The 21,586-nt window shown below is 59.1% G+C and carries 19 protein-coding genes; 13 read left to right on the forward strand and 6 right to left on the reverse strand.

Annotated features, from left to right (window positions below):
• Positions 1-195 precede the first annotated feature (195 nt).
• Positions 196-1,548, reverse strand: coding sequence for a glutathione-disulfide reductase (gene gorA / locus B2J69_RS03270; RefSeq protein WP_081136380.1), 1,353 nt, complete (start codon positions 1,546-1,548; stop codon positions 196-198).
• A 124-nt stretch (positions 1,549-1,672) separates the two neighbouring features.
• Between gorA and rnz the strand changes: the two genes are divergently transcribed.
• The gene (rnz, locus tag B2J69_RS03275; protein WP_081136382.1) at positions 1,673-2,584 is read left to right on the forward strand and encodes a ribonuclease Z; all 912 of its coding nucleotides are present in this window, start codon (positions 1,673-1,675) and stop codon (positions 2,582-2,584) included.
• Positions 2,585-2,588: 4 nt separating this feature from the next.
• On the opposite strand, the gene B2J69_RS03280 is transcribed toward rnz, so the two are convergent.
• Positions 2,589-3,431, reverse strand: a complete 843-nt coding sequence (locus B2J69_RS03280) for a 23S rRNA (adenine(2030)-N(6))-methyltransferase RlmJ (RefSeq protein WP_081136384.1) — start codon at positions 3,429-3,431, stop codon at positions 2,589-2,591.
• A 225-nt stretch (positions 3,432-3,656) separates the two neighbouring features.
• Between B2J69_RS03280 and prlC the strand changes: the two genes are divergently transcribed.
• On the forward strand, positions 3,657-5,699 hold the full coding sequence (gene prlC / locus B2J69_RS03285) for an oligopeptidase A (RefSeq protein WP_081136387.1): 2,043 nt from the start codon (positions 3,657-3,659) through the stop codon (positions 5,697-5,699).
• A gap of 8 nt (positions 5,700-5,707) precedes the next feature.
• Positions 5,708-6,460, forward strand: coding sequence for a 16S rRNA (guanine(1516)-N(2))-methyltransferase RsmJ (rsmJ, locus tag B2J69_RS03290; RefSeq protein ID WP_081136389.1), 753 nt, complete (start codon positions 5,708-5,710; stop codon positions 6,458-6,460).
• 53 nt (positions 6,461-6,513) lie between these two features.
• Here rsmJ and uspA read toward each other — a convergent pair whose 3' ends face one another.
• Entirely contained in the window at positions 6,514-6,951 is a 438-nt protein-coding gene (uspA, locus tag B2J69_RS03295) for a universal stress protein UspA (protein ID WP_081136391.1), read from the reverse strand.
• Positions 6,952-7,375: 424 nt separating this feature from the next.
• On the opposite strand from uspA, the gene uspB reads away from it, so the two are divergent.
• Positions 7,376-7,711, forward strand: coding sequence for a universal stress protein UspB (gene uspB, locus B2J69_RS03300; protein ID WP_081136393.1), 336 nt, complete (start codon positions 7,376-7,378; stop codon positions 7,709-7,711).
• Positions 7,712-7,760: 49 nt separating this feature from the next.
• On the opposite strand, the gene pitA is transcribed toward uspB, so the two are convergent.
• Complete coding sequence (pitA, locus tag B2J69_RS03305; RefSeq protein WP_081136654.1) at positions 7,761-9,263, reverse strand: inorganic phosphate transporter PitA; 1,503 nt, start codon at positions 9,261-9,263, stop codon at positions 7,761-7,763.
• Positions 9,264-9,505: 242 nt separating this feature from the next.
• On the opposite strand from pitA, the gene B2J69_RS03310 reads away from it, so the two are divergent.
• From B2J69_RS03310 to B2J69_RS03325, 4 genes are all read left to right on the forward strand, one after another.
• Positions 9,506-10,690, forward strand: a complete 1,185-nt coding sequence (locus tag B2J69_RS03310) for a BaiN/RdsA family NAD(P)/FAD-dependent oxidoreductase (protein ID WP_081136395.1) — start codon at positions 9,506-9,508, stop codon at positions 10,688-10,690.
• Positions 10,691-11,085: 395 nt separating this feature from the next.
• A complete protein-coding gene (locus B2J69_RS03315; RefSeq protein ID WP_081136397.1) occupies positions 11,086-12,522 on the forward strand; it encodes an NAD(P)/FAD-dependent oxidoreductase in 1,437 nt (478 codons plus the stop codon).
• A 166-nt stretch (positions 12,523-12,688) separates the two neighbouring features.
• Positions 12,689-12,886 (forward strand): hypothetical protein, encoded by a 198-nt coding sequence (locus B2J69_RS03320; protein WP_081136399.1) that lies wholly within the window; start codon positions 12,689-12,691, stop codon positions 12,884-12,886.
• 1 nt (position 12,887) lies between these two features.
• Positions 12,888-13,694, forward strand: coding sequence for a hypothetical protein (locus B2J69_RS03325; protein WP_081136401.1), 807 nt, complete (start codon positions 12,888-12,890; stop codon positions 13,692-13,694).
• Here B2J69_RS03325 and B2J69_RS03330 read toward each other — a convergent pair.
• Complete coding sequence (locus B2J69_RS03330; protein ID WP_081136403.1) at positions 13,672-14,691, reverse strand: LacI family DNA-binding transcriptional regulator; 1,020 nt, start codon at positions 14,689-14,691, stop codon at positions 13,672-13,674. The genes B2J69_RS03325 and B2J69_RS03330 overlap by 23 nt on opposite strands.
• A gap of 603 nt (positions 14,692-15,294) precedes the next feature.
• Here B2J69_RS03330 and B2J69_RS03340 point away from each other — a divergent pair.
• The 5 genes from B2J69_RS03340 to B2J69_RS03360 all read left to right on the forward strand — a co-directional run bounded on the left by B2J69_RS03340 (position 15,295) and on the right by B2J69_RS03360 (position 20,634).
• Complete coding sequence (locus B2J69_RS03340; RefSeq protein ID WP_081136407.1) at positions 15,295-16,008, forward strand: gluconate 2-dehydrogenase subunit 3 family protein; 714 nt, start codon at positions 15,295-15,297, stop codon at positions 16,006-16,008.
• A gap of 32 nt (positions 16,009-16,040) precedes the next feature.
• A complete protein-coding gene (locus B2J69_RS03345) occupies positions 16,041-17,813 on the forward strand; it encodes a GMC family oxidoreductase (protein ID WP_081136409.1) in 1,773 nt (590 codons plus the stop codon).
• 1 nt (position 17,814) lies between these two features.
• Positions 17,815-19,125, forward strand: a complete 1,311-nt coding sequence (locus B2J69_RS03350; protein WP_081136411.1) for a c-type cytochrome — start codon at positions 17,815-17,817, stop codon at positions 19,123-19,125.
• A gap of 107 nt (positions 19,126-19,232) precedes the next feature.
• Positions 19,233-19,895, forward strand: a complete 663-nt coding sequence (locus B2J69_RS03355; RefSeq protein ID WP_081136413.1) for an SDR family oxidoreductase — start codon at positions 19,233-19,235, stop codon at positions 19,893-19,895.
• 79 nt (positions 19,896-19,974) lie between these two features.
• Positions 19,975-20,634, forward strand: coding sequence for an epoxyqueuosine reductase QueH (locus B2J69_RS03360; protein WP_081136415.1), 660 nt, complete (start codon positions 19,975-19,977; stop codon positions 20,632-20,634).
• Between the two features lie 52 nt (positions 20,635-20,686).
• On the opposite strand, the gene B2J69_RS03365 is transcribed toward B2J69_RS03360, so the two are convergent.
• Entirely contained in the window at positions 20,687-21,178 is a 492-nt protein-coding gene (locus B2J69_RS03365) for a helix-turn-helix domain-containing protein (RefSeq protein WP_081136417.1), read from the reverse strand.
• Positions 21,179-21,586: the final 408 nt, after the last annotated feature.

Consider the following 21,586-nt stretch of genomic DNA (forward strand, 5'->3'; position numbering starts at 1 on the left):
AAGCTTGAAGGTAAGCGTGAAGGGAAAATGGAAGTCGCGCGCAGCTTGTTAAAAATGAAGGTGGCGCGTGAAGCAATTTTGCAGGCTACGGGGTTGACTGAAGAGGAATTGAATCGCGTTCAGTCAGCCTGACGATCCCTGGCTTCGCCGCTACGCTTAGGGCCAGCATCTGCTGGCCCCTCTGTCCGCACCAGATCAGCGCATCGTCACAAACTCTTCCGCCGCCGTCGGGTGGATCGCCACCGTATTGTCGAAATCTTTTTTCGTCGCGCCCATCTTCAGCGCCACCGCAAAGCCCTGCAGCATCTCATCCATACCCGAACCGATGCCGTGAATGCCGACGATCTTCTCCTCCGCGCCGACACACACCAGCTTCATGCGGCACGGCTGGCGATGCTGCGTAACGGCGGTGTACATCGCGGTAAAGGACGATTTATAGATTTTCACCTGATCGTCGCCGTACTGCTCGCGCGCCTGCGGCTCGGTCAGGCCCACGGTGCCAATCGGCGGATGGCTAAACACCACGGTCGGAATGTTGCTGTAATCGAGATGCTCGTCCGGCTTGTTGTTGAACAGGCGCTCTGACAGGCGACGACCCGCCGCAACCGCGACCGGCGTCAGCTCTACTGCGCCGGTGTTGTCGCCCACCGCATAGAGGCCGCTGACGTTAGTGTTCTGGTATTTGTCGACCTTGATATAGCCTTTCTCGTTCAGCGCCACGCCGGTCGCCGCCAGATTCAGGTTGTCGGTTTCCGGTTGGCGGCCAATCGCCCAGACCAGACAGTCGACGGTCTGCTCGCGCCCATCTTCCAGCTGCAGCGTCAGGCTGCCGTCGGCGTTCTTCACCACCGCTTTCGGCACGGCGTGCGTGTGCAGCGTCGGGCCTTCGGCGTTCATCACCTCCACCAGCGTATCGGTGATCAGCGGATCGAAGCTGCGCAGCGGCGCGTGCTTGCGCACGAACAGGTGCGTTTCTGAGCCGAGCGCGTTCACCACGCCCGCCAGCTCAACGGCGATATAGCCGGCGCCGATCACCGCGGTGCGCTTCGGCAGCGCGTCCAGCTCGAAAAAACCATCAGAGTCGATGCCGTACTCAGCGCCAGGCACGTCGGGATGGCTCGGACGGCCGCCGGTGGCGATCAAAATATGGTCGGCGGTGATGCGCTCGCCGTTAACTTCCACGGTATGCGCGTCGACAAAGCGGGCGAAGCCCTTGATCACATCGACGTTGTTTTTGCCCAGCACGTTATCGTACGAGGTATGGATGCGATCGATGTAGGCGCTGCGGTTTTTCACCAGCGTCTTCCAGTCGAAGTGGTTGACCGTAGTATCGAAGCCGTAATCCGGGCCGTACTGATGAATCGCCTCGGCGATCTGCGCCGCATGCCACATCACTTTCTTCGGAACACAACCCACGTTCACGCAGGTGCCGCCCAGCTCTTTGGCTTCAATCAGGGCGCATTTCTGGCCATACATGGCGGCACGGTTAATCGAGGCGATACCGCCGCTGCCTCCGCCAATGGCGAGATAGTCATAATGTCGTGTCATGGTGTGTCCATCCGGTTGCAAGTGTTTGGTCGGGATTGTAACGCTGAGAGGCGAGACGGCGCAAAGATTGCACCTATGATTGTAATAGGGTTGAATCCTCTCATCACTGACAGGGAAGCATAGCATGCAGCTTACATTTCTCGGCACCGGCGGCGGCGCGCCCAGCCTGCAACGCAACGTCACCGCCATCGCCTTTACCCATTCGCCGCGCGGCGACACCTGGCTGTTCGACTGCGGCGAAGGAACGCAACTGCAGTACATGCGTTCGCCGCTCAAGCCGGGCCGCATGAACAAAATCTTTATCACTCATCTGCACGGCGACCATATCTTTGGCCTGCCCGGTCTGCTGACCAGCCGGTCGATGGGCGGCATCACCGAGCCGCTGACGATTTACGGACCTGAAGGCATCAAACGCTTTGTCGACACCGCGCTGTCGCTAAGCGGCTCCTATACCGACTATCCGCTGGAGATCGTCGAGATTGAGGCGGGCCCGGTGCTTGACGACGGCGAGTTCCGCGTCAGCGCCTGGCCGCTGGTGCATCCGCTGCCCTGCTTCGGCTATCGCATTGAGCAGCACGATAAGCCGGGCTTTCTCGACGCTGCGCGACTGAAAGAAGAGGGGGTGCCGCGCGGGCCCTGGTATCAGCAGCTGAAAGCAGGAGCGCGCGTGACGCTGGAGGATGGACGGGTGATCAACGGCGCGGACTATCTCGGCCCGGCGACCAGAGGCAAAACCCTGGCGATTTTTGGCGACACCGCGCCGACGCCGACGGCGCTGCAGCTAGCGGCAAACGTCGATTTAATGGTGCATGAAGCCACGCTGGAGGCGGCGCTGCAGGAGAAGGCCAACGGGCGCGGCCACTCCACCACGCTGCAGGCGGCGCAGGTGGCGAAAGAGGCAGGCGCGAAGCGCCTGATCGCCACCCATTTCAGCTCGCGCTATCTGCCGCGCGACATGCCGCGCCTGCTGGAGGAGTGCCGCTCGATATTTCCCGACACCGAGCTGGCCTCCGATCTGGCGGTATTTACGCTGTAGCAGCTTATTCCGGCACGATCTGCGTGACGGTGGCGTGGCCGGTGCCGGCAGGCACCAGCTTCTGATGCAGCCAGGGCAGCAGCTCGTTCATCTGCTGCGCCAGCTTCCACGGCGGGTTGATAACGATCATGCCAGACGCGGTCATGCCGCGCTGGTCGCTGTCCGGGCGCACCGCCAGCTCAATCTGCAGGATATTGCGAATGCCGGTCGCCTCCAGATCGCGCAGCATATGCTTGATCTGCTGGCGCAGCACCACCGGATACCAGAGTGCGAACACGCCGGTGGCGAAGCGCTTGTGGCCCTCGTGAATCGCTTTCACTACCGCCTGATAGTCGCTCTTCAGCTCGTAGGGTGGATCGATCAGCACCAGGCCGCGACGGGTCGGCGGCGGCAGTTTCGCCTTCAGCTGCTGGTAGCCGTCGGCGCGCTCGACGCGGGCGCGGCTGTCTTTCAGAAACTCGCCGCGCAGCAGCGGAAAGTCGCTCGGATGCAGTTCAGTGAGCTGCAGCTTGTCCTCTTCGCGCAGCAGATGGCGCGCGATCAGCGGCGAGCCGGGATAGTAGCGCAGCGTGCCGTTGGGGTTGAGGTCGCGAATAGCGTTGAAGTAAGGCTTCAGCAGCGCCGGCGCGTCCGGCTGCTGCCAGATGCGGGCGATCCCCTCCAGATATTCGCCGGTGCGTTCAGCGTGCTCGCCGCTCAGCAGATAACGGCCTGCGCCAGCGTGGCTGTCGAGGTAGAGGAACGGCTTTTCTTTCTCTTTCAGCGCGCTGATGATCAGGCTCTGTACGGTGTGTTTCAGCACGTCGGCGTGGTTGCCGGCGTGAAAACTGTGGCGATAGCTCAGCATAACAGTGGGGATTCCGCGGTTGGCGTAAAAAGGCGTACTGCAAGTCAGCGAGATTATACCTGCTGAAGGGGAAAAATGCTGGCCGATTCTCCGTCGCGGCCTTGCCGCTGTCGTTTCTTCACCGCTCAGCCTGGGGCGGCATTGATTTTCGCTACACTTAACCGCATGTTAATACGATTGCGTTGCGCGCCCCGCGCGCCCCATACATTGAACAAGGACTGCGCTATGACCAATCCGTTACTCCAGCCTTTTACGCTGCCGCCTTTCTCCGCTATTCAGCCTGAACATGTGGTGCCCGCCGTGACCGAGGCGCTGAACGAATGTCGCGCGGCGGTGGAAAAAGTAGTGGCGCAGGGTGCGCCCTACACCTGGGACAATCTGGTGCAGCCGCTGGCCGAAGTCGACGACCGCCTTGGCCGCATCTTCTCGCCGGTCAGCCATCTTAACTCGGTGAAAAACAGCCCAGAGCTGCGTCAGGCTTACGAGCAGACGCTGCCGCTGCTGTCGGAATACAGCACCTGGGTCGGCCAGCATGAAGGGCTTTATCAGGCCTATCGCGATCTGAAAGAGGGCGAGAGCTTCGCCGCGCTCGATCTGGCGCAGCAGAAAGCGGTCGACAACGCGCTGCGCGATTTCGAACTCTCCGGCATCGGCCTCGATAAAGAGAAACAGCAGCGCTACGGCGAGATCGCCGCGCGCCTCTCCGAACTGGGTTCCGCCTACAGCAACAACGTGCTGGACGCCACCATGGGCTGGAGCAAGCTGATCACCGACGAGAGCGAACTCTCCGGCATGCCGGAAAGCGCGCTGGCGGCGGCGAAGGCGCAGGCCGAAGCCAAAGAGCAGGACGGCTGGCTGCTGACGCTGGATATCCCGAGCTACCTGCCGGTGATGACCTACTGCGACAACGCCGCGCTGCGCGAAGAGATGTACCGCGCCTACTCGACGCGTGCTTCCGATCAAGGCCCGAACGCCGGCAAGTGGGACAACGGCCCGATCATGGCGGAAGAGCTGGCGCTGCGTCACGAGCTGGCGCAGCTGCTCGGCTTCGACTCCTACGCGGATAAATCGCTCGCCACCAAAATGGCAGAAAACCCGGCACAGGTGCTCGACTTCCTGAACGATCTGGCGAAGCGCGCCCGTCCGCAGGCGGAAAAAGAGCTGGCGCAGCTGCGCGCCTTCGCCGAGAAAGAGTACGGCGTCAGCGAGCTGAATCCGTGGGATCTCACCTACTACGGCGAAAAGCAGAAGCAGCATCTCTACACCATCAGCGACGAACAGCTGCGCCCCTACTTCCCGGAAGCGCGCGCCGTTAACGGCCTGTTCGAGGTGGTGAAGCGCATCTACGGCATCACCGCCAAAGAGCGCACCGACGTCGACGTTTACCACCCCGACGTGCGCTTCTTTGACCTGTTTGACGAGAGCGGCGAGCTGCGCGGCAGCTTCTATCTCGACCTTTATGCGCGCGAGCACAAGCGCGGCGGCGCCTGGATGGACGACTGCGTCGGCCAGATGCGCAAAGCGGACGGCACGCTGCAGAAGCCGGTTGCCTATCTGACCTGCAACTTCAACCGTCCGATCAACGGCAAGCCAGCGCTGTTTACCCACGACGAGGTCACCACGCTGTTCCACGAATTTGGTCACGGCCTGCACCATATGCTGACGCGCATTGAAACCCCAGGGGTGTCCGGCATCAGCGGCGTGCCGTGGGATGCGGTCGAATTGCCGAGCCAGTTTATGGAGAACTGGTGCTGGGAGCCGGAGGCGCTGGCCTTTATCTCCGGCCACTATGAAACCGGCGAGCCGCTGCCGAAGGAACTGCTCGACAAGATGCTGGCGGCGAAAAACTATCAGGCGGCGCTGTTTATCCTGCGTCAGCTGGAGTTCGGCCTGTTCGACTTCCGCCTGCACGCCGAGTTTGACCCGGCGAAAGGCGCGCAGATCCTCGACACCCTGCGCGAAGTGAAAAAGCTGGTGGCCGTGGTGCCGAGCCCGGAATGGGGCCGTTTCCCGCACGCCTTCAGCCATATTTTTGCCGGCGGCTACGCGGCGGGTTACTACAGCTATCTGTGGGCGGACGTGCTGGCGGCGGATGCCTATTCGCGCTTCGAAGAAGAGGGCATCTTTAATCGCCAGACCGGCCAGTCGTTCCTCGACAACATCCTGACGCGCGGCGGTTCGGAAGAGCCGATGGAGCTGTTTAAGCGCTTCCGTGGCCGCGAGCCGCAGCTGGACGCGATGCTGGATCACTACGGCATCAAGGGATAACGGCTGCAGTGAAGATCTGTTTGATTGATGAATCGGGCGCCGGTGACGGCGCCTTGTCGCATCTGGCGCAGCGCTGGCAGCTGGAGCATGACGACGCCTGCGCGCTGGCGCTGGTGCAGACCGCGACCCATCTGGAGCTGCGCAAGCGCGACGAGCCGAAGCTGGGCGGCATTTTCGTCGACTTCGTCTCTGGGGCGATGGCGCACCGGCGTCGCTTCGGCGGCGGACGCGGCGAGGCGGTGGCGAAAGCGGTCGGCGTGAAGAGCGGTTACCTGCCGGATGTGGTGGACGCCACCGCTGGACTAGGGCGCGACGCTTTCGTGCTGGCGGCGATCGGCTGCCGCGTGCGCATGCTGGAGCGCCATCCGGTGGTGGCGGCGCTGCTGGATGACGGGCTGCAGCGCGGCTATCAGGACGCGGAGATCGGCGGCTGGCTGCGCGAGCGGCTGACGCTGATCCATGCGCCGAGCGCGCAGGCGCTGGGCGATATTGCACCTGCGCCGGACGTGGTTTATCTCGATCCGATGTATCCGCACCGGCAGAAGAGCGCGATGGTGAAAAAAGAGATGCGGGTGTTTCAGTCGCTGGTGGGCGCCGACGAGGACGCCGATGCGCTGCTGGAGCCGGCGCGCCGGCTGGCGAAAAAGCGTATTGTGGTGAAGCGGCCTGACTATGCGCCGCCGCTGGCGGGGGTCGCGACGCAGTCGGCGGTGGTCACCAAAAGCCATCGCTTCGATATCTATCCGCCGCTCAATTCTTAAGAGATAAAAAAGCCGGTCAGTACCGGCTTTTTAGCATCGCTACGCTGTGCCGCTTACTCATCATCCGCGTCGCGCAGCGGAACAATCAGCATATCGATATGTACCGTGTTGATTAGCTGGCGCGCCGACGACATCAGCTTGCTCCAGAAATCCTGATGGTGGCCGCATACCACCAGATCCACATCATATTTTTTAATCGCGTCTACCAGCACCTGGCCCAGATCGCCGCTGCCGCTCAGCGTCTCGCTAATTGGGTAGCCCGCCGCATCCGACAGCCCGCGCAGCGCCGTGTGCGTCTCTTCCGAGATGCGCTTCTGCATATCGCCCAGGTTGACGTCGATCAGGCCGGTGTAGAGATCGGAATAGTTAACGTCGACGTGGATCAGCGAAATTTTGGCGTCATAGGGACGCGCCAGCGAAACGGCTTTATCCACCAGCAACTGGCTTTCCGGGGAAAGGTCTACTGCAATCAGGATATGTTTATAAGCCATGATATAACTCCTTTCACAAGATTCAGGACGGCAACCTGTCTTCCTGTCGCGTTATTGCCTGCGCAATCCTTTACGCGAACGGGCGATATGTGTCACCAGATGGTCTGTCGGCGGTGGCGACAGAGTATTGTTATGCCATCAGTATAGCGGCGACGGTGAGCAAATGCTTCCGTACCGGCTTCGGTTGTGAATGAGATCAAGGCTTATCGTCTTTTTCACTCGCCGCGAACGAAAATCATCGCTGGAAAAAAATGAAAATCTTCTCCTACACTACAAATTAACGGTCACTCTTACCTGGCAATGACCGCTTAAGCTTGGCAAATAAAGAGATCTGTTCAGGTCATTCAGTGGTTGGCTTTTTCCCGTGGAGCGTAAAGCGCAGCCGCGCTAAACCTGTCTCTGCGGCTCCAGCCGGGAGGGATATATGATCAGCACTATCGCGCTTTTCTGGGCTCTTTGTGTGGTGTGTATTGTGAATATGGCGCGCTATTTTTCTTCTTTGCGCGCGCTGCTGGCGGTGCTGCGAGGCTGCGATCCCTTGCTCTATCAGTATGTTGACGGAGCGGGTTTCTTTACGTCGCACGGTCAGCCGAGCAAACAGGTGCGGCTGGTGCGCTATATCTGGGCAAAGCGTTATCTCGATCATCACGACGACGAATTTATTCGTCGCTGCGAACGGGTGCGCGGTCAGTTTATTTTAACCAGCGCCTTATGCGGACTGGTGATCCTCAGCCTGATCTGCCTGGCGATCTGGCATTAGCGATAAAAAAAGGGCGACTCGCGTCGCCCTTTTTTATGCAGCCGGTGGGTTACACCAGCTTAAGCGCCAGCCAGTAGAGGCTGCCTGACAGCACAATACACACCGGCAGCGTAAACACCCACGCCATGGCGATGTTCTTGATGGTGCGGCTCTGCAGCCCGCCGCCGTCGACCAGCATGGTGCCCGCCACCGACGACGACAGGATATGGGTGGTCGAGACCGGCATACCGGTGTAGCTGGCGATGCCGATAGAGACCGCCGCGGTCACCTGTGCCGACATCCCTTGCGCGTAGGTCATGCCTTTTTTACCAATCTTCTCGCCGATGGTGGTCGCCACGCGACGCCAGCCGATCATGGTGCCAACGCCGAGCGCCAGCGCGACCGCCATGATAATCCAGACCGGCGCGTACTCGATGGTGCCCAGCAGGTCGGTTTTCAGCTTGCCGAGGAAGCGCTTATCGTCGGCGCTGGTTTCCGGCAGCTTGGCGGTTTTATCTGCGGTGTCGGCGATGCAGAGCAGCAGACGACGCATCTGGCTACGCTGTTCGACGTTGAGCTGGTCATAGCTTTGCAGGTTGCTATTCAGCAGGCCCTGAGCGCGCTGCACCGCCTGCAGCACGCGGGCGCTGTCGCAGTGGAACTCTTTAGGACCAGACGGCGTCTCTTCCGGCGTCGGCAGCGCAGGCGGCGCCATCTGAATGACGTGCGTCAGCGCGTCGCCGTGCTGCTGATAATACTGTTCGAGATGGTTAACCGCGTCGCGCGTACGGGTGATGTCGTAGCCGCTGGCATTCATGTTCACCACGAAACCGGCTGGCGCGACGCCGATCAGCACCAGCATGATCAGGCCAATGCCTTTCTGACCGTCGTTAGCGCCGTGCGAGTAGCTGACGCCGATCGCCGAGACGATCAGGGCGATACGCGTCCAGAACGGCGGCTTTTTCTTGCCGTCGATTTTTTCGCGGTCGGCCGGCGTCATATGGATGCGCGCGCGTTTTTTGGTGCTGCTCCAGTAACGACGCAGCAGGAAAATCAGGCTGCCCGCGATGATCAGGCCGACAATCGGCGAGAGGATCAGCGACAGGAAGATGTTGATGACTTTAGGGATGTTTAGCGCGTCGATCACCGAGGTGCCGGTCATCAGCGCGTTGGTGAGGCCGATGCCGATAATCGCGCCAATCAGCGTGTGCGAACTGGAGGCCGGCAGGCCGAGATACCAGGTGCCGAGGTTCCAGATAATCGCGGCCAGCAGCATGGAGAAGACCATCGCCAGGCCGTGCGCGGAGCCGACATTCAATAACAGATCGGTAGGCAGCATATGCACGATAGCGTAAGCGACGCTTAAGCCCCCGAGCAGTACGCCAAGGAAGTTAAATACGCCCGCCATCACCACAGCAAGCTGCGCGCGCATGGCGCGGGTATAGATAACCGTTGCAACTGCGTTGGCCGTGTCGTGAAAGCCGTTGATTGCTTCATAAAACAATACAAACAGCAGGGCAAGAACCAGTAACAGGCCGGTAGTGAGGTCAAGACCAGCGAACAAATGTAGCATAAACATTACGCCATTTTTGAGGACATGAGCGCGGCGCATTATCTGCGACAACACACTGTATGGGAAAGCAAAATATAGTCTTGTTTTGACTTAATTATGTCGAAAAACGCGCTGTTTAGTCTAAAAGCGTCGTAAAACCAGCAGGTTACAATATGACATAATTACGACAAGTTTTTGACGCTGGCGTCGCGCAGAGCAGACCACTACAATCAGCGCCTTTCAAGACGGGCAGGGTAACAGCAGTGGACAAGTTTGACGTTATTATCATCGGCGCCGGCGCGGCAGGACTGTTTTGCGCGGCGCAGGCCGGGCAGCGAGGCCGACGCGTGCTGCTGCTGGATAACGGCAAAAAGCCTGGCCGTAAGATTTTGATGTCGGGCGGCGGCCGCTGCAACTTCACCAATATGTACACCGAACCCGCTGCCTATCTGTCGCACAATCCGCACTTCTGCAAGTCGGCGCTGGCGCGCTACACCCAGTGGGATTTTATCGATCTGGTTAACCGCCATCAGATTGCGTATCACGAAAAGACGCTGGGGCAGCTCTTCTGCGACGACTCGGCGGCGCAAATCGTCGAGATGCTGATGGCGGAGTGTGAAAAAGGCCAGGTCCAGATACGTCTGCGCAGCGAGGTGTTGAGCGTTGCGCGCGATGACGCAGGCTATACGCTGCAGCTCAACGGCGCGTCGGTGCAGGCGGAGAAGCTGGTGATCGCCAGCGGCGGACTCTCGATGCCGGGTCTCGGCGCCACGCCGTTCGGCTATAAAATCGCCGAGCAGTTCGGCCTGAAGGTCTTCCCGACGCGCGCCGCGCTGGTGCCGTTTACCCTGCATAAGCCGCTGCTGGAGCGACTGCAAACCCTCTCCGGCGTGGCGATCGACACCACCATCGAAGCACAGGACGGCACGCTGTTTAAAGAGGCGATGCTGTTTACCCATCGCGGCCTTTCCGGTCCGGCGGTGCTGCAAATCTCCAGCTACTGGCAGCCGGGCGAGCAGATCACCGTCAACCTGTCGCCCGCCACCTCAATAGATGAATTCATTGATGTGCAGCGCGCGGCCCATCCGAATCTGAGTTTGAAAAACAGCCTGGCGAAACTGCTGCCGAAGCGCCTGGTGGAGGTGCTGCAGGAGATGGGGCAGGTGCCGGACGTCACGCTGAAGCAGCTCAACAGCAAACAGCAGGCAGAACTGGCGCAGACGCTGCATCAGTGGCGCGTGCAGCCCAACGGCACGGAAGGCTATCGCACGGCGGAAGTGACGCTGGGCGGCGTCGACACCACGCAGCTCTCCTCGAAGACCATGGAAGCGCGGCAGGTGCCGGGGCTCTATTTTATCGGCGAAGTGGTGGACGTCACCGGCTGGCTGGGCGGATATAACTTCCAGTGGGCGTGGAGTTCCGCCTGGGCGTGCGCGCAGGCGGTTTAACCGCCGCTCTGCTGTTTCTTTTCCTGTTTTGTTAAATCGTTTTACGGCGTAACGCGTTACGCCGCCTTATCGTCGTTCCTGTTTCCCCATCTCTCAGCCCAAAAAATCCCGCTTTGCTCAGGGCCGCTCGCCCCTGCCTGCTGATCAACGCATTTGCAAAACCCTGTTGACACCGATTTTACAAGTCGAAATAATCTGTATACATGAAGTATACAATGAAAATACGGAAAGGCTTTTCAGGCGGCTCTGGGAACCGCGAGTCAGCCCAGCGGGCAACGATTCCAGAACGATCCCTTTTTCTGCGCAAGCAATGGGATGCGCGCGCGAATCTTCGCGCTTTATTGCGCATCGGGCACCTTTCAAAGCATATCGATCACCATGGAGTCTTGTTTTAAATGGGTATTTCAAGAAGAAAATTGCTGGTTGGCACCGGTGTTGGCGCCGGCGTCATTGCGGCTGGCGGCGGCGCGACGCTGCTCACTGACAATCTGCCGAAAGCGCCGGATTCACTGCTTAACATCGACGCGCTGCCTTCAGACGATCCGACGCCGGGCTGGTTTCACACCAGCGTCAAACGCCAGCCGAAACCCGCGCTGGTGGGCGACGCAAACGCGCCGTGGGTGGTGATCGGCGGCGGCTTTTCGGGCCTCGCGGCGGCGCGCCAGCTGGCGCTGAATTTTCCCGACGATCGGGTGATCCTGGTTGAGGCGCAGCAGGTCGGTTTCGGCACCTCTGGCCGTAACGCAGGCTTTCTGATTGATGTGCCGCACGATATCAGCGCGCCGGATTACATCGGCGACAAAGCTATCGCGCGCAACATTCTCAACCTGAACCAGACCGGCCAGCGCATCCTGAAAGATCTGGTGGAAGAGCATAATATCGTCGAGGCGCATATGCGCCATTCCGGCAAATATCAGGCGGCGGTCGAAGATAGCGGGTTCGCGGTGCTCGACGCCTATCGCGGCGGGCTCGAATCGCTGGGGCAAACCTGCAAAATTATCGAAGGCAAAGATCTGCCGGATCACCTCGGCACCAAATTCTATCGTAAGGCGCTCTACACCCCAGGCACGATTCTGGTGCAGCCGTCCGGGCTGGTGAAAGGGCTGGCGGATAGTCTGCCTGCCAACGTCACGCTGTTTGAAGAGACGCCGATCACCGCCGTGGAATATGAACCGCAAATCGTGCTGCATCACGCCACCGGCCGCATTCTGGCGGATAAGCTGATTCTGGCCAACAACGCCTTCGGCACCCACTTCGGCTTTGGCGCGCGGACCATCTTCCCGGTCTTTACCTATGGCAGCCTGACGCGTCCGCTGACCAAAGCGGAGCAGGAGAGCATTGGCGGCCAGGAGTTCTGGGGCGTCATTCCCGCCGATCCGTTCGGCACCACGTCGCGCCGAACCCATGACAACCGTATTCTCATCCGCAACAGCTTCAGCTTTAACGAAGATGGCCGCCATAAACCAGGCTACACGCAAAAATATCGCCAGTCGCACCGCCTGTCGTTTGAACGTCGTTTCCCGTCGCTGAAGGATGTTAATTTCGAATACACCTGGGGCGGCGGTCTGGGTATGACGCGCAACGGCTCCAGCCTGTTTGGCGAGCTGCGCAAAAACGTTTACGGCTCGCTGGGCTGCAACGGTCTGGGCACGGTGCGCGGCACCGCGATGGGCACCATGCTGGCCGACTGGCTGGCAGGCAAGCGCAACGACACCATCGATTTTCTGCTTTCCCTGCCGAAACCTGAGTGGAACCCGCCGGATCCTTTCCTGACCATGGGCGTCAACTTCACGCTGCGCCGCGGCATGCATGACGCCGGGCTGGAAGCCTGATTAGCTGATAAAAAACCTCAGGCCGCAAGGATGCGGCTTCTCTCTTTCTCACCGGCTACCGCTTCGCTAATTCCCTGAGCGGCAACACTTTTAGGCTAATCCCTACTGGCGCGTTTGGCGCCTGGATTTCATACTTCTGATTTATCACAGAGGAGATCCGCCCCTAATGCTCACCTTTTTGCGTTCCCTGTTTTCCAGCCCCGAAAGCTTTATCAGAGGTATGTCGCGTCAGGATATCAATGACTCTATCGCCGACGGCGAGCGCATTATTATCGACGAAGACGGCAACGCCTCGGTAAACGTGCTGAGTGAGGAAGTGCATGAAGATTTCGCCCGTCACGTCGACACGTTAAAAGGAGTTTAAGATGGGGACGGCGATATTTATGGTGCTGATGGTCTGCGGCTACTGGTACACCAGCCGCGATCTCTCCAGCCGCTTCAAGGTCCGGCGCAGCATAGGCTGGGACGTCTATTTTCTGGTGGCGCTGTACGGCTGTATCTTCGTGCTGCAGGGGATGCTGGCGACCGCCATTATCTGGCTGCTGTTGCTGATCGTCTCCAGCAGCGCCAATGCGCTGCAGGTAATACCTGGCGAACATCTGCGCTGGCAGATGGAGTTTATGAACTGGAGTTTCCTCGGCATTCAGGCGCCGGTGGTGGTGATGCTCGCCTTTGCGGTAGGGTTCTGTATGTACCGCTCTAACTGGTCAGAAAGCGCGCGCCTTAACAGCAGCGGCCGCAAAGACCTCTATCAGCAGCTCTCTAAATCGAACGGCGTGGAACAGCTGCTCTATCAGTGCATGCAGGAAGGGGAGCTGGCGTGGATCACCCTGAAATCGCGCCGCATCTATATCGGCATGGTGCACGCCGCCACCTTCGAGTATGAAAACACCGCCAATATCGTGATCATCCCGATGCTCAGCGGCTATCGCGACAGCAAAACGCTCAGCATGTCGATTGAGCACAACTACAGCCGCTGGTACGCCGAGCACAACATTACGCTCACCTCGGAACCGAAAAACGCCATGGCGTTTCGTAAAGTGCTGATGGTGGATCAGATCGAAAGCCTGTCGCTGTTCGATCCGGCCAGCGCCAGCTCGCTGGCGATGACCCACTATGACGGCGTGCCGATGGAAGTGCACGGCACCTTTAATCCAGATTCTCCGCCGTAAACAGCCGCAGGGCGACTTTGCCCTCTTCATAAACATCGGGCTGGTAGCCGCTCTCCAGATGACGCAGCAGCAGGTCAATAGCCAGACGCGCGTGCTGCTGCGCGTTCTGATCCAGCGCGAAAGCGAGTTCGTCGTTGCGCAGCAGCCGGCGCGTCACCGAATAGAGTTCATGCGTAATATAGCCGCAGCGGCCCAGCAGCTGATGCGCGCGCAGCGTTTCGCTGACTTCGCTGTTGCCCATGCCGGTATTGTAGAGGCCTGCGACGTGCTGCGACTGCGCCAGACTGCTGTCCAGCAGCGTGCGGATGGTGTCACGCTGATCCAGGCCAAACAGCACCTCACGCAGATGGCGCTGCGGCGCGCGCTGCATCATCACCTCGCGAAAGCCAGCGATACGCTGGCGATGCGCCCAGTAGTCAAAGCGGCCGCTCACCATCACGATATCGCCCGGCTGATTCACGACTTTGCTCATCAGCAAACCGGCGGTGCGGCCCGCCTGATACTGATCGATGCCGACATGGCAGAGTCGCTCGGCGTCGGGCAGGTCGGTGACGATGGTGATCACCGGCACGCCACGGCTGCGACACAGCGCCAGCGCGCGATAGATGGGCGGATAGTCGTGGCCGAAAACAATAATGCCGTCGCGCGTGGCGCTACGCGCGATAATGCTTTGCGCCAGCTTCTCCGGCTGTGACTCCGCCACCAGAGTTTTATGCAGGGTAATGCGACGGTAGCCCAGCTCGCCCGCCACCTCGCCGAAATAGCGCACCAGCTGCTGGAAAAACGACGAGCCGTTATTGCTGAGAAACACCTCAATCTGCCACGGATGGCGATACTCTTCCGGCAGCAGCCGCTTCAGGCCGACGTCGCGCGCCGCTTTTAACACCTTGCGCGTGGTCTCCGGCGAAACGCCGCCGCGTTCGTTTAATACCCGATCGACCGTTGCGATGCCGACGCCCGCTAATTTTGCCACCATCTCAAGGGTGAGCTTTTTCATTATTGCTCCACGCATGACCTTATTTGTCATGCTGTTACCACCGCGCGCCCGATAATGCTGCTGTTTATTCAGCGAGCGCGTAATAGATCCTGACGATATCGGCGCTATTTTAATAACCGCGTTGACCGTTGCGCCAGCGCATTTTGATGAAATTTCATGTCGCGGGTTAAATGCAGGCTAAAGCTGGTGAAAAAGCCAGCGAAAAAACAGGCTTTAATCACGTAGAGAAAGCAGTTTGCGCCGTTCGCCAGCGCGATGCTAAATAGCAGTGCAAAGCATGATGTCTTTAACTGCATGATAATAAATAAAATGATGCATTTTATGATGGCTTTTCATCAACGCTGCGCTTTCCGAAAGTACGTTAAAAATTTATGATTATTTTGTTGTTAATAAATGGATAACGATTTTTTTGATGTTAACAATCAGTCTCTGACTAAAAACGGCTTTTCCGTTTTCAGACGTAAATTCTACTAAAAATAAAAAAAGCTGCCGCCAGAATTTTATTCCGGCGGGCAGAGAAGGCTATGTCATCAATAATCGTATTGAGCAGGCTCTTCATACCGTTAAATAAATTAATGTGATTAATTCGTTGGCAGGGAAAATATGAAACGCAGAGAGTTTCTCACCTCCGTGGCTGCCCTGGGCGTGGCATCATCGCTGCCCATGGCCAAAGCCGAAACCGTGCAGGGCGGTCAACCCTGGGAGCCGGGCAAAATCAATACGCCGCCCGCGCCGCGCAAAGGCGGTTTGCAGTATCTCACGCAGCAGGAGTTCGACACCGTCGGCGCTATCGCCGAACGCTTTATCCCCGCCGACGAACTGAGCATCAGCGGCAAGGAAGCGGGCTGCGCCACTTTTATCGATCGCCAGCTGGCGGGCGACTACGGCAGCGCGGCGGCGATCTATCGACTGGGGCGCTTCGTCAAAGGCACGCCGGAGCAGGGGCCGCAGTCGCCGCTGACCCCCGCGCAGCGCTATCGTCAGGGACTGGCCGCGCTCGACGCCTACACGCAAAAAACCTTCCACCAGCCCTTTGTCGCGCTAAACGGCGAACAGCAGGACGAACTGCTGCGCCGCATGGAGGCTAATCAGCTCGATCTGGGAGCGGACGTCGAAACCAAAGTCTTCTTCGAACTGCTGCTGCAGAACGTGCGCGAAGGCTTTTTGTCCGATCCGATTTACGGCGGCAACAAAGAGATGGCGAGCTGGAAAATGATCGGTTTTCCCGGCGCGCGCTACGACTTCCGCGACCTGATTGGCAAGAAAGGGAAGAAGCTCAATATCATCCCCACCAGCCTGATTGATAACACCCTTTGACTCTTCAGTCTGACTGAGCAGTGAGTTAACACATGCAAAATATTCGTCCAAAAGCTGACGCTGTGATCGTCGGCCTGGGTTGGTGCGGCTCGTTGATTGCCGAAGAGCTGACCCGCGCCGGCCTGAACGTGGTTGCCATCGAACGCGGCCCCTGGTTTGAAACCGCGACCGATTTTCCACCCTCTATCGATACTGACGAGCTGCGCTGGGATACCCGCCGCAGCATGCTGCTGCCGCCTGCGGTAGAAACCACCACCTTTCGTAATAACCGCAGCGAAACCGCGCTGCCGACGCGCGAATGGAACCTGAATGAACTGGGCTACAACGTCGGTGGTTCCGGCACCCACTGGGCCGGGATGGCCTGGCGTTTTACGCCGTGGGATCTGCAACCCTACACCCAGACGGTTGAGCGCTACGGCAAAGAGAAGATCGCCAAAGGGCTGATCCTGCAGGACTGGGGCGTCACCTACGACGAGCTGGAGCCGTTTTACGATCGATTCGAGAAGATCGCCGGCGTCTCCGGCAAAGCGGGCAGGCTTAACGGCGAAATCGTGCCTGACGGCAACCCGTTCGAAGGCAACCGCAGCAGCGACTATCCGCTGCCGCCGCTGGAGAGCACGCGCCTGACCGATCTGTTCCGCGATGCAGCGAAATCGCTTGGCCAGCACCCCTTTATGGTGCCCGCCGGCCAGACCTCGCGCGCCTACGTTAACCCGCTCGGCGTGCGCATGGGCCCATGCACCTACTGTGGCTACTGTCTCTACTACGGCTGCGGCAACTTCTCGAAATCCAGCCCGAACGCCTGCGTCATTCCGGCGCTGATGCAGCGCGAGAATTTCACCGTGCTGACCGATTCCGCGGTGGTGCGCGTCAATAAGGCGGAAGACGGCAAAACCGCCACCGGCGTCACCTATATCGATAAAAACAAGAAAGAGTGGGTGCAGCCGGCGGATATCGTCATTCTGTCCGCTTTCCAGATGCAAAACGTGCGTCTGCTGCTGCTGTCGAAAATCGGCCAGCCTTACAATCCGGAAACCAAAACCGGCACGGTGGGGCGCGCCTACAGCTTCCAGACCGTTTCTGGCGCCAGCCTGTTCTTCGAAAATGAATACCTGAACCAGTTTATCGGCGCAGGCGCGCTGTCGCAGCAGGTGGATGACTGGAACGGCGATAACTTCGACCACAGCGATAAGGACTTTATTGGCGGCGCGGGCATTCTGGTGGTCGCGCGCGGCGCGCGTCCCATCGGCAACGCCGACGCGCTGCCGCCTGGCACGCCGCGCTGGGGCAAAGCGTGGAAAAAGGCCTATACCCACGCCTTCCAGAACGCGACCTTTATCTTCGGCCAGGGCACCAGCTTCTCTCACGAAGATTACTACCTCGATCTCGACCCGGAATATAAAGACGGCAACGGCAACCCGCTGCTGCGCGTCACCTTCGACTACAACGACAACGACCGCCGCTCGGCGAAGTTTATCGAAGAGAAGAGCGTTGAGATCGGCAAGGCGATGGGCGCGAAAACCGTCATCGGCACCAATTCGGCGGCGGGCAAATATTCGCCCTACAACTTCGCCAGCGATCACACCATCGGCGGCGCGGTGATGGGCACCGATCCGAAAACCAGCGTGCTTAACCGTTATCAGCAGAGCTGGGATATGCACAACCTGTTTGTGCTGGGCGCCTCCTCGTTCCCGAACAACGCGGGCTACAACCCAACCGGCACCATCGGCGCGCTCAGCCTCTGGACGGCGAAGGCGATTGTCGATCGCTACCTGAAAAATCCCGGCCCACTGGTGAAGGTGTGATATGAAAAAAACAACCCTTGCAGGCGGCGCGGCGGTGATCGCAGGCATTATCGCCGCGGGCCTGCTGTGGCAAAACGGCGATGCCTCGGCCGATGATGTGGCGAACAACCAGACGCTGACCAGTCAGCCGCCTGCGGCAAGCGATGCCGCTGCGGTGGCGCGCGGCCGTTACGTGGCGATCGCCGGCGACTGCGTGGCGTGCCATACCGCGCCAGGCAGCAAAGACGCCTTTGCGGGCGGCTACTCTATCAGCACGCCCTTCGGCGGTATCTTCGCCAGCAACATTACGCCGGATAAAGAGACGGGCATCGGCAGCTGGACCGAGCGTGACTTTTACCGCGCGGTGCGGCACGGCAAAGGCAAAGAGGGCGAGCATCTCTACCCGGCGATGCCCTACAACGCCTACGTGAAGGTCAGCGACCAGGATATGCACGATCTCTGGATGTATATGCGCTCGGTGAAGCCGGTGCGCTACAAGGTGCCGGAGACCAATCTGGGCTTCCCCTATAATATCCGCCTGGCGATGATGGGCTGGAACCTACTGTTCTTCCGCAACAGCGGCTTTGAAACCGATCCGGGCAAATCTGCGGAGTTTAATCGCGGCGCCTATCTGGTGGAGGGGCTGGAGCACTGCGGCGCCTGCCATACGCCGAAAAACCTGCTCGGTGGCGACACCGGCGACTATCTGCAGGGCAGTAACCTCAGCGAGTGGCACGCGCCGGATTTGACGTCAAACCGCACTGTCGGCATCGGCAGCTGGAGTAAAGAGCAGATTGTGGACTACCTGAAGCTGGGCAGTAACCACGTCGCGGTGGCGTCCGGCCCGATGGCGGAAGCGGTCACCAACTCGACGCAGCACCTCAGCGACGCCGATCTGCGCGCCATCGCCACTTATCTGAAGGCGCAGCCCGCCTCTGCAACGCCGCCGCCGTCGCCGCCGCCGCGCGACAGCGCGCAGATGAAAACGGGCGAGAACGTCTACAGCGCCAACTGCAGCGCCTGTCATAACAGCGACGGCAAAGGGATCCCGAACCTGGCCGCCAGCCTGGCGAACAATCCTGGGCTGCTGGCGGACGACGCCTCCTCCATCATCACCACGGTGCTGCAGGGCGGACGCGGCGCGGTCACCCAGGGCAACCCCACCAGCGGCGCCATGCCGAGCTTCGCCTGGAAGCTGACGGACGACCAGGTTGCGGCGGTCTCGACCTATATCCGCAACAGCTGGGGCAACGCCGCGACGCCGGTGAAGGCCGATGAAGTGGCGGGCAAGCGCAGGCTGCTGCAGCTGCCGGACCAGATGGCGGCACACTAAACAAAGGGGCGGCGCGAGCCGCCTTTTTTACACCCCGTGCGCCTGCCGCGCAGCTTCCCGCGCCAGGCTCTAAGCTGTGTAGGTCACTTCATCAGAGAGGAACGGATATGGCAGGCAAAGCATTAGTGATCGGCGCATCGCGCGGCATTGGTCTGGCGGTGGTTAAGGCGCTGGCGGCAAAGGGCTGGCAGGTCACTGCAACCTACCGCAGCAGCGCGCCGCAGGCCGACGCCCGGTGGTACGCGCTGGATATGACTCACCAGGATGAGGTGCGGCAGCTGGCGGCGCAGCTTAAGGATGACACTTTCGATATCATTCTGATCAACGCCGGTGTTTCAGGGCCGTCGCACCAGAATCTGCTGCAGAGCAGCGATGACGAGCTGGCGCAGCTGTTCTTGACCAACACCATCGCGCCGGTGCGCAGCGCGGAGACCCTGCTGCCGCTGCTGGCGAAGCAGAACGGGGTGATCGGCTTCACCACCTCGATTCTCGGCAGCCTGAATGAAAACGATACGGCGGCGCTGCCGATCTACTCCGCCAGTAAATCGGCGCTCAATATGCTCAGCCGCGCGCTGCTGCCGCAGATTAACCAGCATCAGGCGACGCTGCTGTCGCTGCATCCCGGCTGGGTGAAAACCGATATGGGCGGCGAATCGGCGCCGGTCACGGTGGAGCAGAGCGGCGAAGGGCTGGTGCAGCAGCTAGAGGCGTATCGCGGACGCGGCGGCCATCACTATGTGGACTACGCCGGGCAGCTGTTGCAGTGGTGAATCAGGGCGCGCCAGCGCCTTTTTTGCATCTGTAGCGGCGAAACACTACACTCGCGGCAGAGTCTGACAAGGAGTAATTATGTCTCAATCCGTTCAGCGTAAGCCGCTGCCGCTGCCAGGCGGTCACAATAAAGTGCTGTTGCACTCCTGCTGCGCGCCCTGTTCCGGCGAAGTGATGGAAGCGATGCTGGCCTCCGGCATCGACTACACCATCTTCTTCTACAATCCCAATATCCATCCGCTGAAAGAGTATGAGCTGCGCAAAGAGGAGAATATCCGCTTTGCCGAGCAGTTCGGCGTGCCGTTCGTCGATGCGGACTACGATCGCGACAACTGGTTTGCGCGCGCAAAAGGGATGGAGTGGGAGCCGGAGCGCGGCGAACGCTGCACCATGTGCTTCGATATGCGTTTCGAGCGCACCGCGCTCTACGCCCATGAGCACGGCTTTCCGGTGATCACCAGCTCGCTGGGCATCTCGCGCTGGAAAAACATGCAGCAAATCAACGACTGCGGCGTGCGTGCCGCCGCGCGCTATCCCGATATGCTCTACTGGGAATTTAACTGGCGTAAAGGCGGCGGTTCAGCGCGCATGATTGAAATCAGCAAGCGCGAGCGTTTTTATCAGCAGGAATATTGCGGCTGCGTTTATTCGCTGCGCGACAGCAATCGTCATCGCGTGGCCAGCGGGCGCGAACGAATTAAAATCGGCGTGCAGTATTATACGCCGGATGAAGAGTAGCGAAATAAAGGGCGAAGCAATCGCCCTTTATTATTGACGGCAAAAGAAAAAATCAGCGCAGCTCATTACAGGCCTCAGCGGCGTCGAGATGGCGAATATCCAGACGCGCCGCCGTAAAACGTTTGGTATCGCGGGCGACGGGCTGCGCCTGACGACAGAGTTCGCAGGGATTAATATTGCCTTCCAGCTGTGCCTGGATATGCGGATCCAGCTGTCGCTTACGACAGACGTACGGCGTACAGCCCATCACCTGCTTAAAGGATCGCGTAAAAGATTGCTGGCTTTCAAAATGGTATTTCACCGCCAGCGTAATAATCGGCGTCGAACTGCTTTTCAGGGCGTGAACGCAGGCGGCCAGCTTGCGTTTACGGATATAGCGCGCCAGGGTTTCGTTACGGCAGCGCGCAAACAGCTTCTGTAAATACCATTTTGAATAACCCGATTTTTCAGCGATATCATCGATGCTCAAACGCTGATCGAGATGGCTATTGATCCACTCGGTAATGCTATCAATCACTTCTTCGTTATATTTTTTCTCACCCATAACCCACCTCATCAAACAGTTGCGCATAGTGTAGAGAAGTTAATCTTTCGCTATACGCGGCTTCAGTAAAGAAATATCAGAAAATGCATGTTTATTTTTTTGCAAGAGGAGCGAAATAGGGTTTTTTTATCAAAAAAAGAGGTGTGTTGTTTTTAAGTTGTGAAAATTAAATAAAAGCCCTAAATAAAGGTTAATGGCTTGCCACGCTCAGACGGGAATATTTAGAATTTTTGCAAGGTTCAGAGGGAAAATTGACCGGCGCGGCTTTCTGCCCCACAGCCGGATAACAGGAAAAATGACACGAACCCTCTACGCTTCCTGAAGGAAAATCATCAACATGACACAGCGCAACAATACGACTGACTGCCGCGCGTGTCACACTGCCGCACTTTTGTTCAATATGGAGAT

It is taken from the genome of Pantoea latae (assembly GCF_002077695.1).
GTDB classification, from domain to species: domain Bacteria; phylum Pseudomonadota; class Gammaproteobacteria; order Enterobacterales; family Enterobacteriaceae; genus Pantoea; species Pantoea latae.

Coding starts and splice junctions, on each gene's coding strand:
- gorA (WP_081136380.1), bottom strand. CDS start 1,548: ATGACACGACATTATGACTATCTCGCCATTGGCGGAGGCAGCGGCGGT.
- rnz (WP_081136382.1), top strand. CDS start 1,673: ATGCAGCTTACATTTCTCGGCACCGGCGGCGGCGCGCCCAGCCTGCAA.
- B2J69_RS03280 (WP_081136384.1), bottom strand. CDS start 3,431: ATGCTGAGCTATCGCCACAGTTTTCACGCCGGCAACCACGCCGACGTG.
- prlC (WP_081136387.1), top strand. CDS start 3,657: ATGACCAATCCGTTACTCCAGCCTTTTACGCTGCCGCCTTTCTCCGCT.
- uspA (WP_081136391.1), bottom strand. CDS start 6,951: ATGGCTTATAAACATATCCTGATTGCAGTAGACCTTTCCCCGGAAAGC.
- uspB (WP_081136393.1), top strand. CDS start 7,376: ATGATCAGCACTATCGCGCTTTTCTGGGCTCTTTGTGTGGTGTGTATT.
- pitA (WP_081136654.1), bottom strand. CDS start 9,263: ATGCTACATTTGTTCGCTGGTCTTGACCTCACTACCGGCCTGTTACTG.
- B2J69_RS03315 (WP_081136397.1), top strand. CDS start 11,086: ATGGGTATTTCAAGAAGAAAATTGCTGGTTGGCACCGGTGTTGGCGCC.
- B2J69_RS03320 (WP_081136399.1), top strand. CDS start 12,689: ATGCTCACCTTTTTGCGTTCCCTGTTTTCCAGCCCCGAAAGCTTTATC.
- B2J69_RS03325 (WP_081136401.1), top strand. CDS start 12,888: ATGGGGACGGCGATATTTATGGTGCTGATGGTCTGCGGCTACTGGTAC.
- B2J69_RS03330 (WP_081136403.1), bottom strand. CDS start 14,691: ATGAAAAAGCTCACCCTTGAGATGGTGGCAAAATTAGCGGGCGTCGGC.
- B2J69_RS03340 (WP_081136407.1), top strand. CDS start 15,295: ATGAAACGCAGAGAGTTTCTCACCTCCGTGGCTGCCCTGGGCGTGGCA.
- B2J69_RS03345 (WP_081136409.1), top strand. CDS start 16,041: ATGCAAAATATTCGTCCAAAAGCTGACGCTGTGATCGTCGGCCTGGGT.
- B2J69_RS03350 (WP_081136411.1), top strand. CDS start 17,815: ATGAAAAAAACAACCCTTGCAGGCGGCGCGGCGGTGATCGCAGGCATT.
- B2J69_RS03355 (WP_081136413.1), top strand. CDS start 19,233: ATGGCAGGCAAAGCATTAGTGATCGGCGCATCGCGCGGCATTGGTCTG.
- B2J69_RS03360 (WP_081136415.1), top strand. CDS start 19,975: ATGTCTCAATCCGTTCAGCGTAAGCCGCTGCCGCTGCCAGGCGGTCAC.
- B2J69_RS03365 (WP_081136417.1), bottom strand. CDS start 21,178: ATGGGTGAGAAAAAATATAACGAAGAAGTGATTGATAGCATTACCGAG.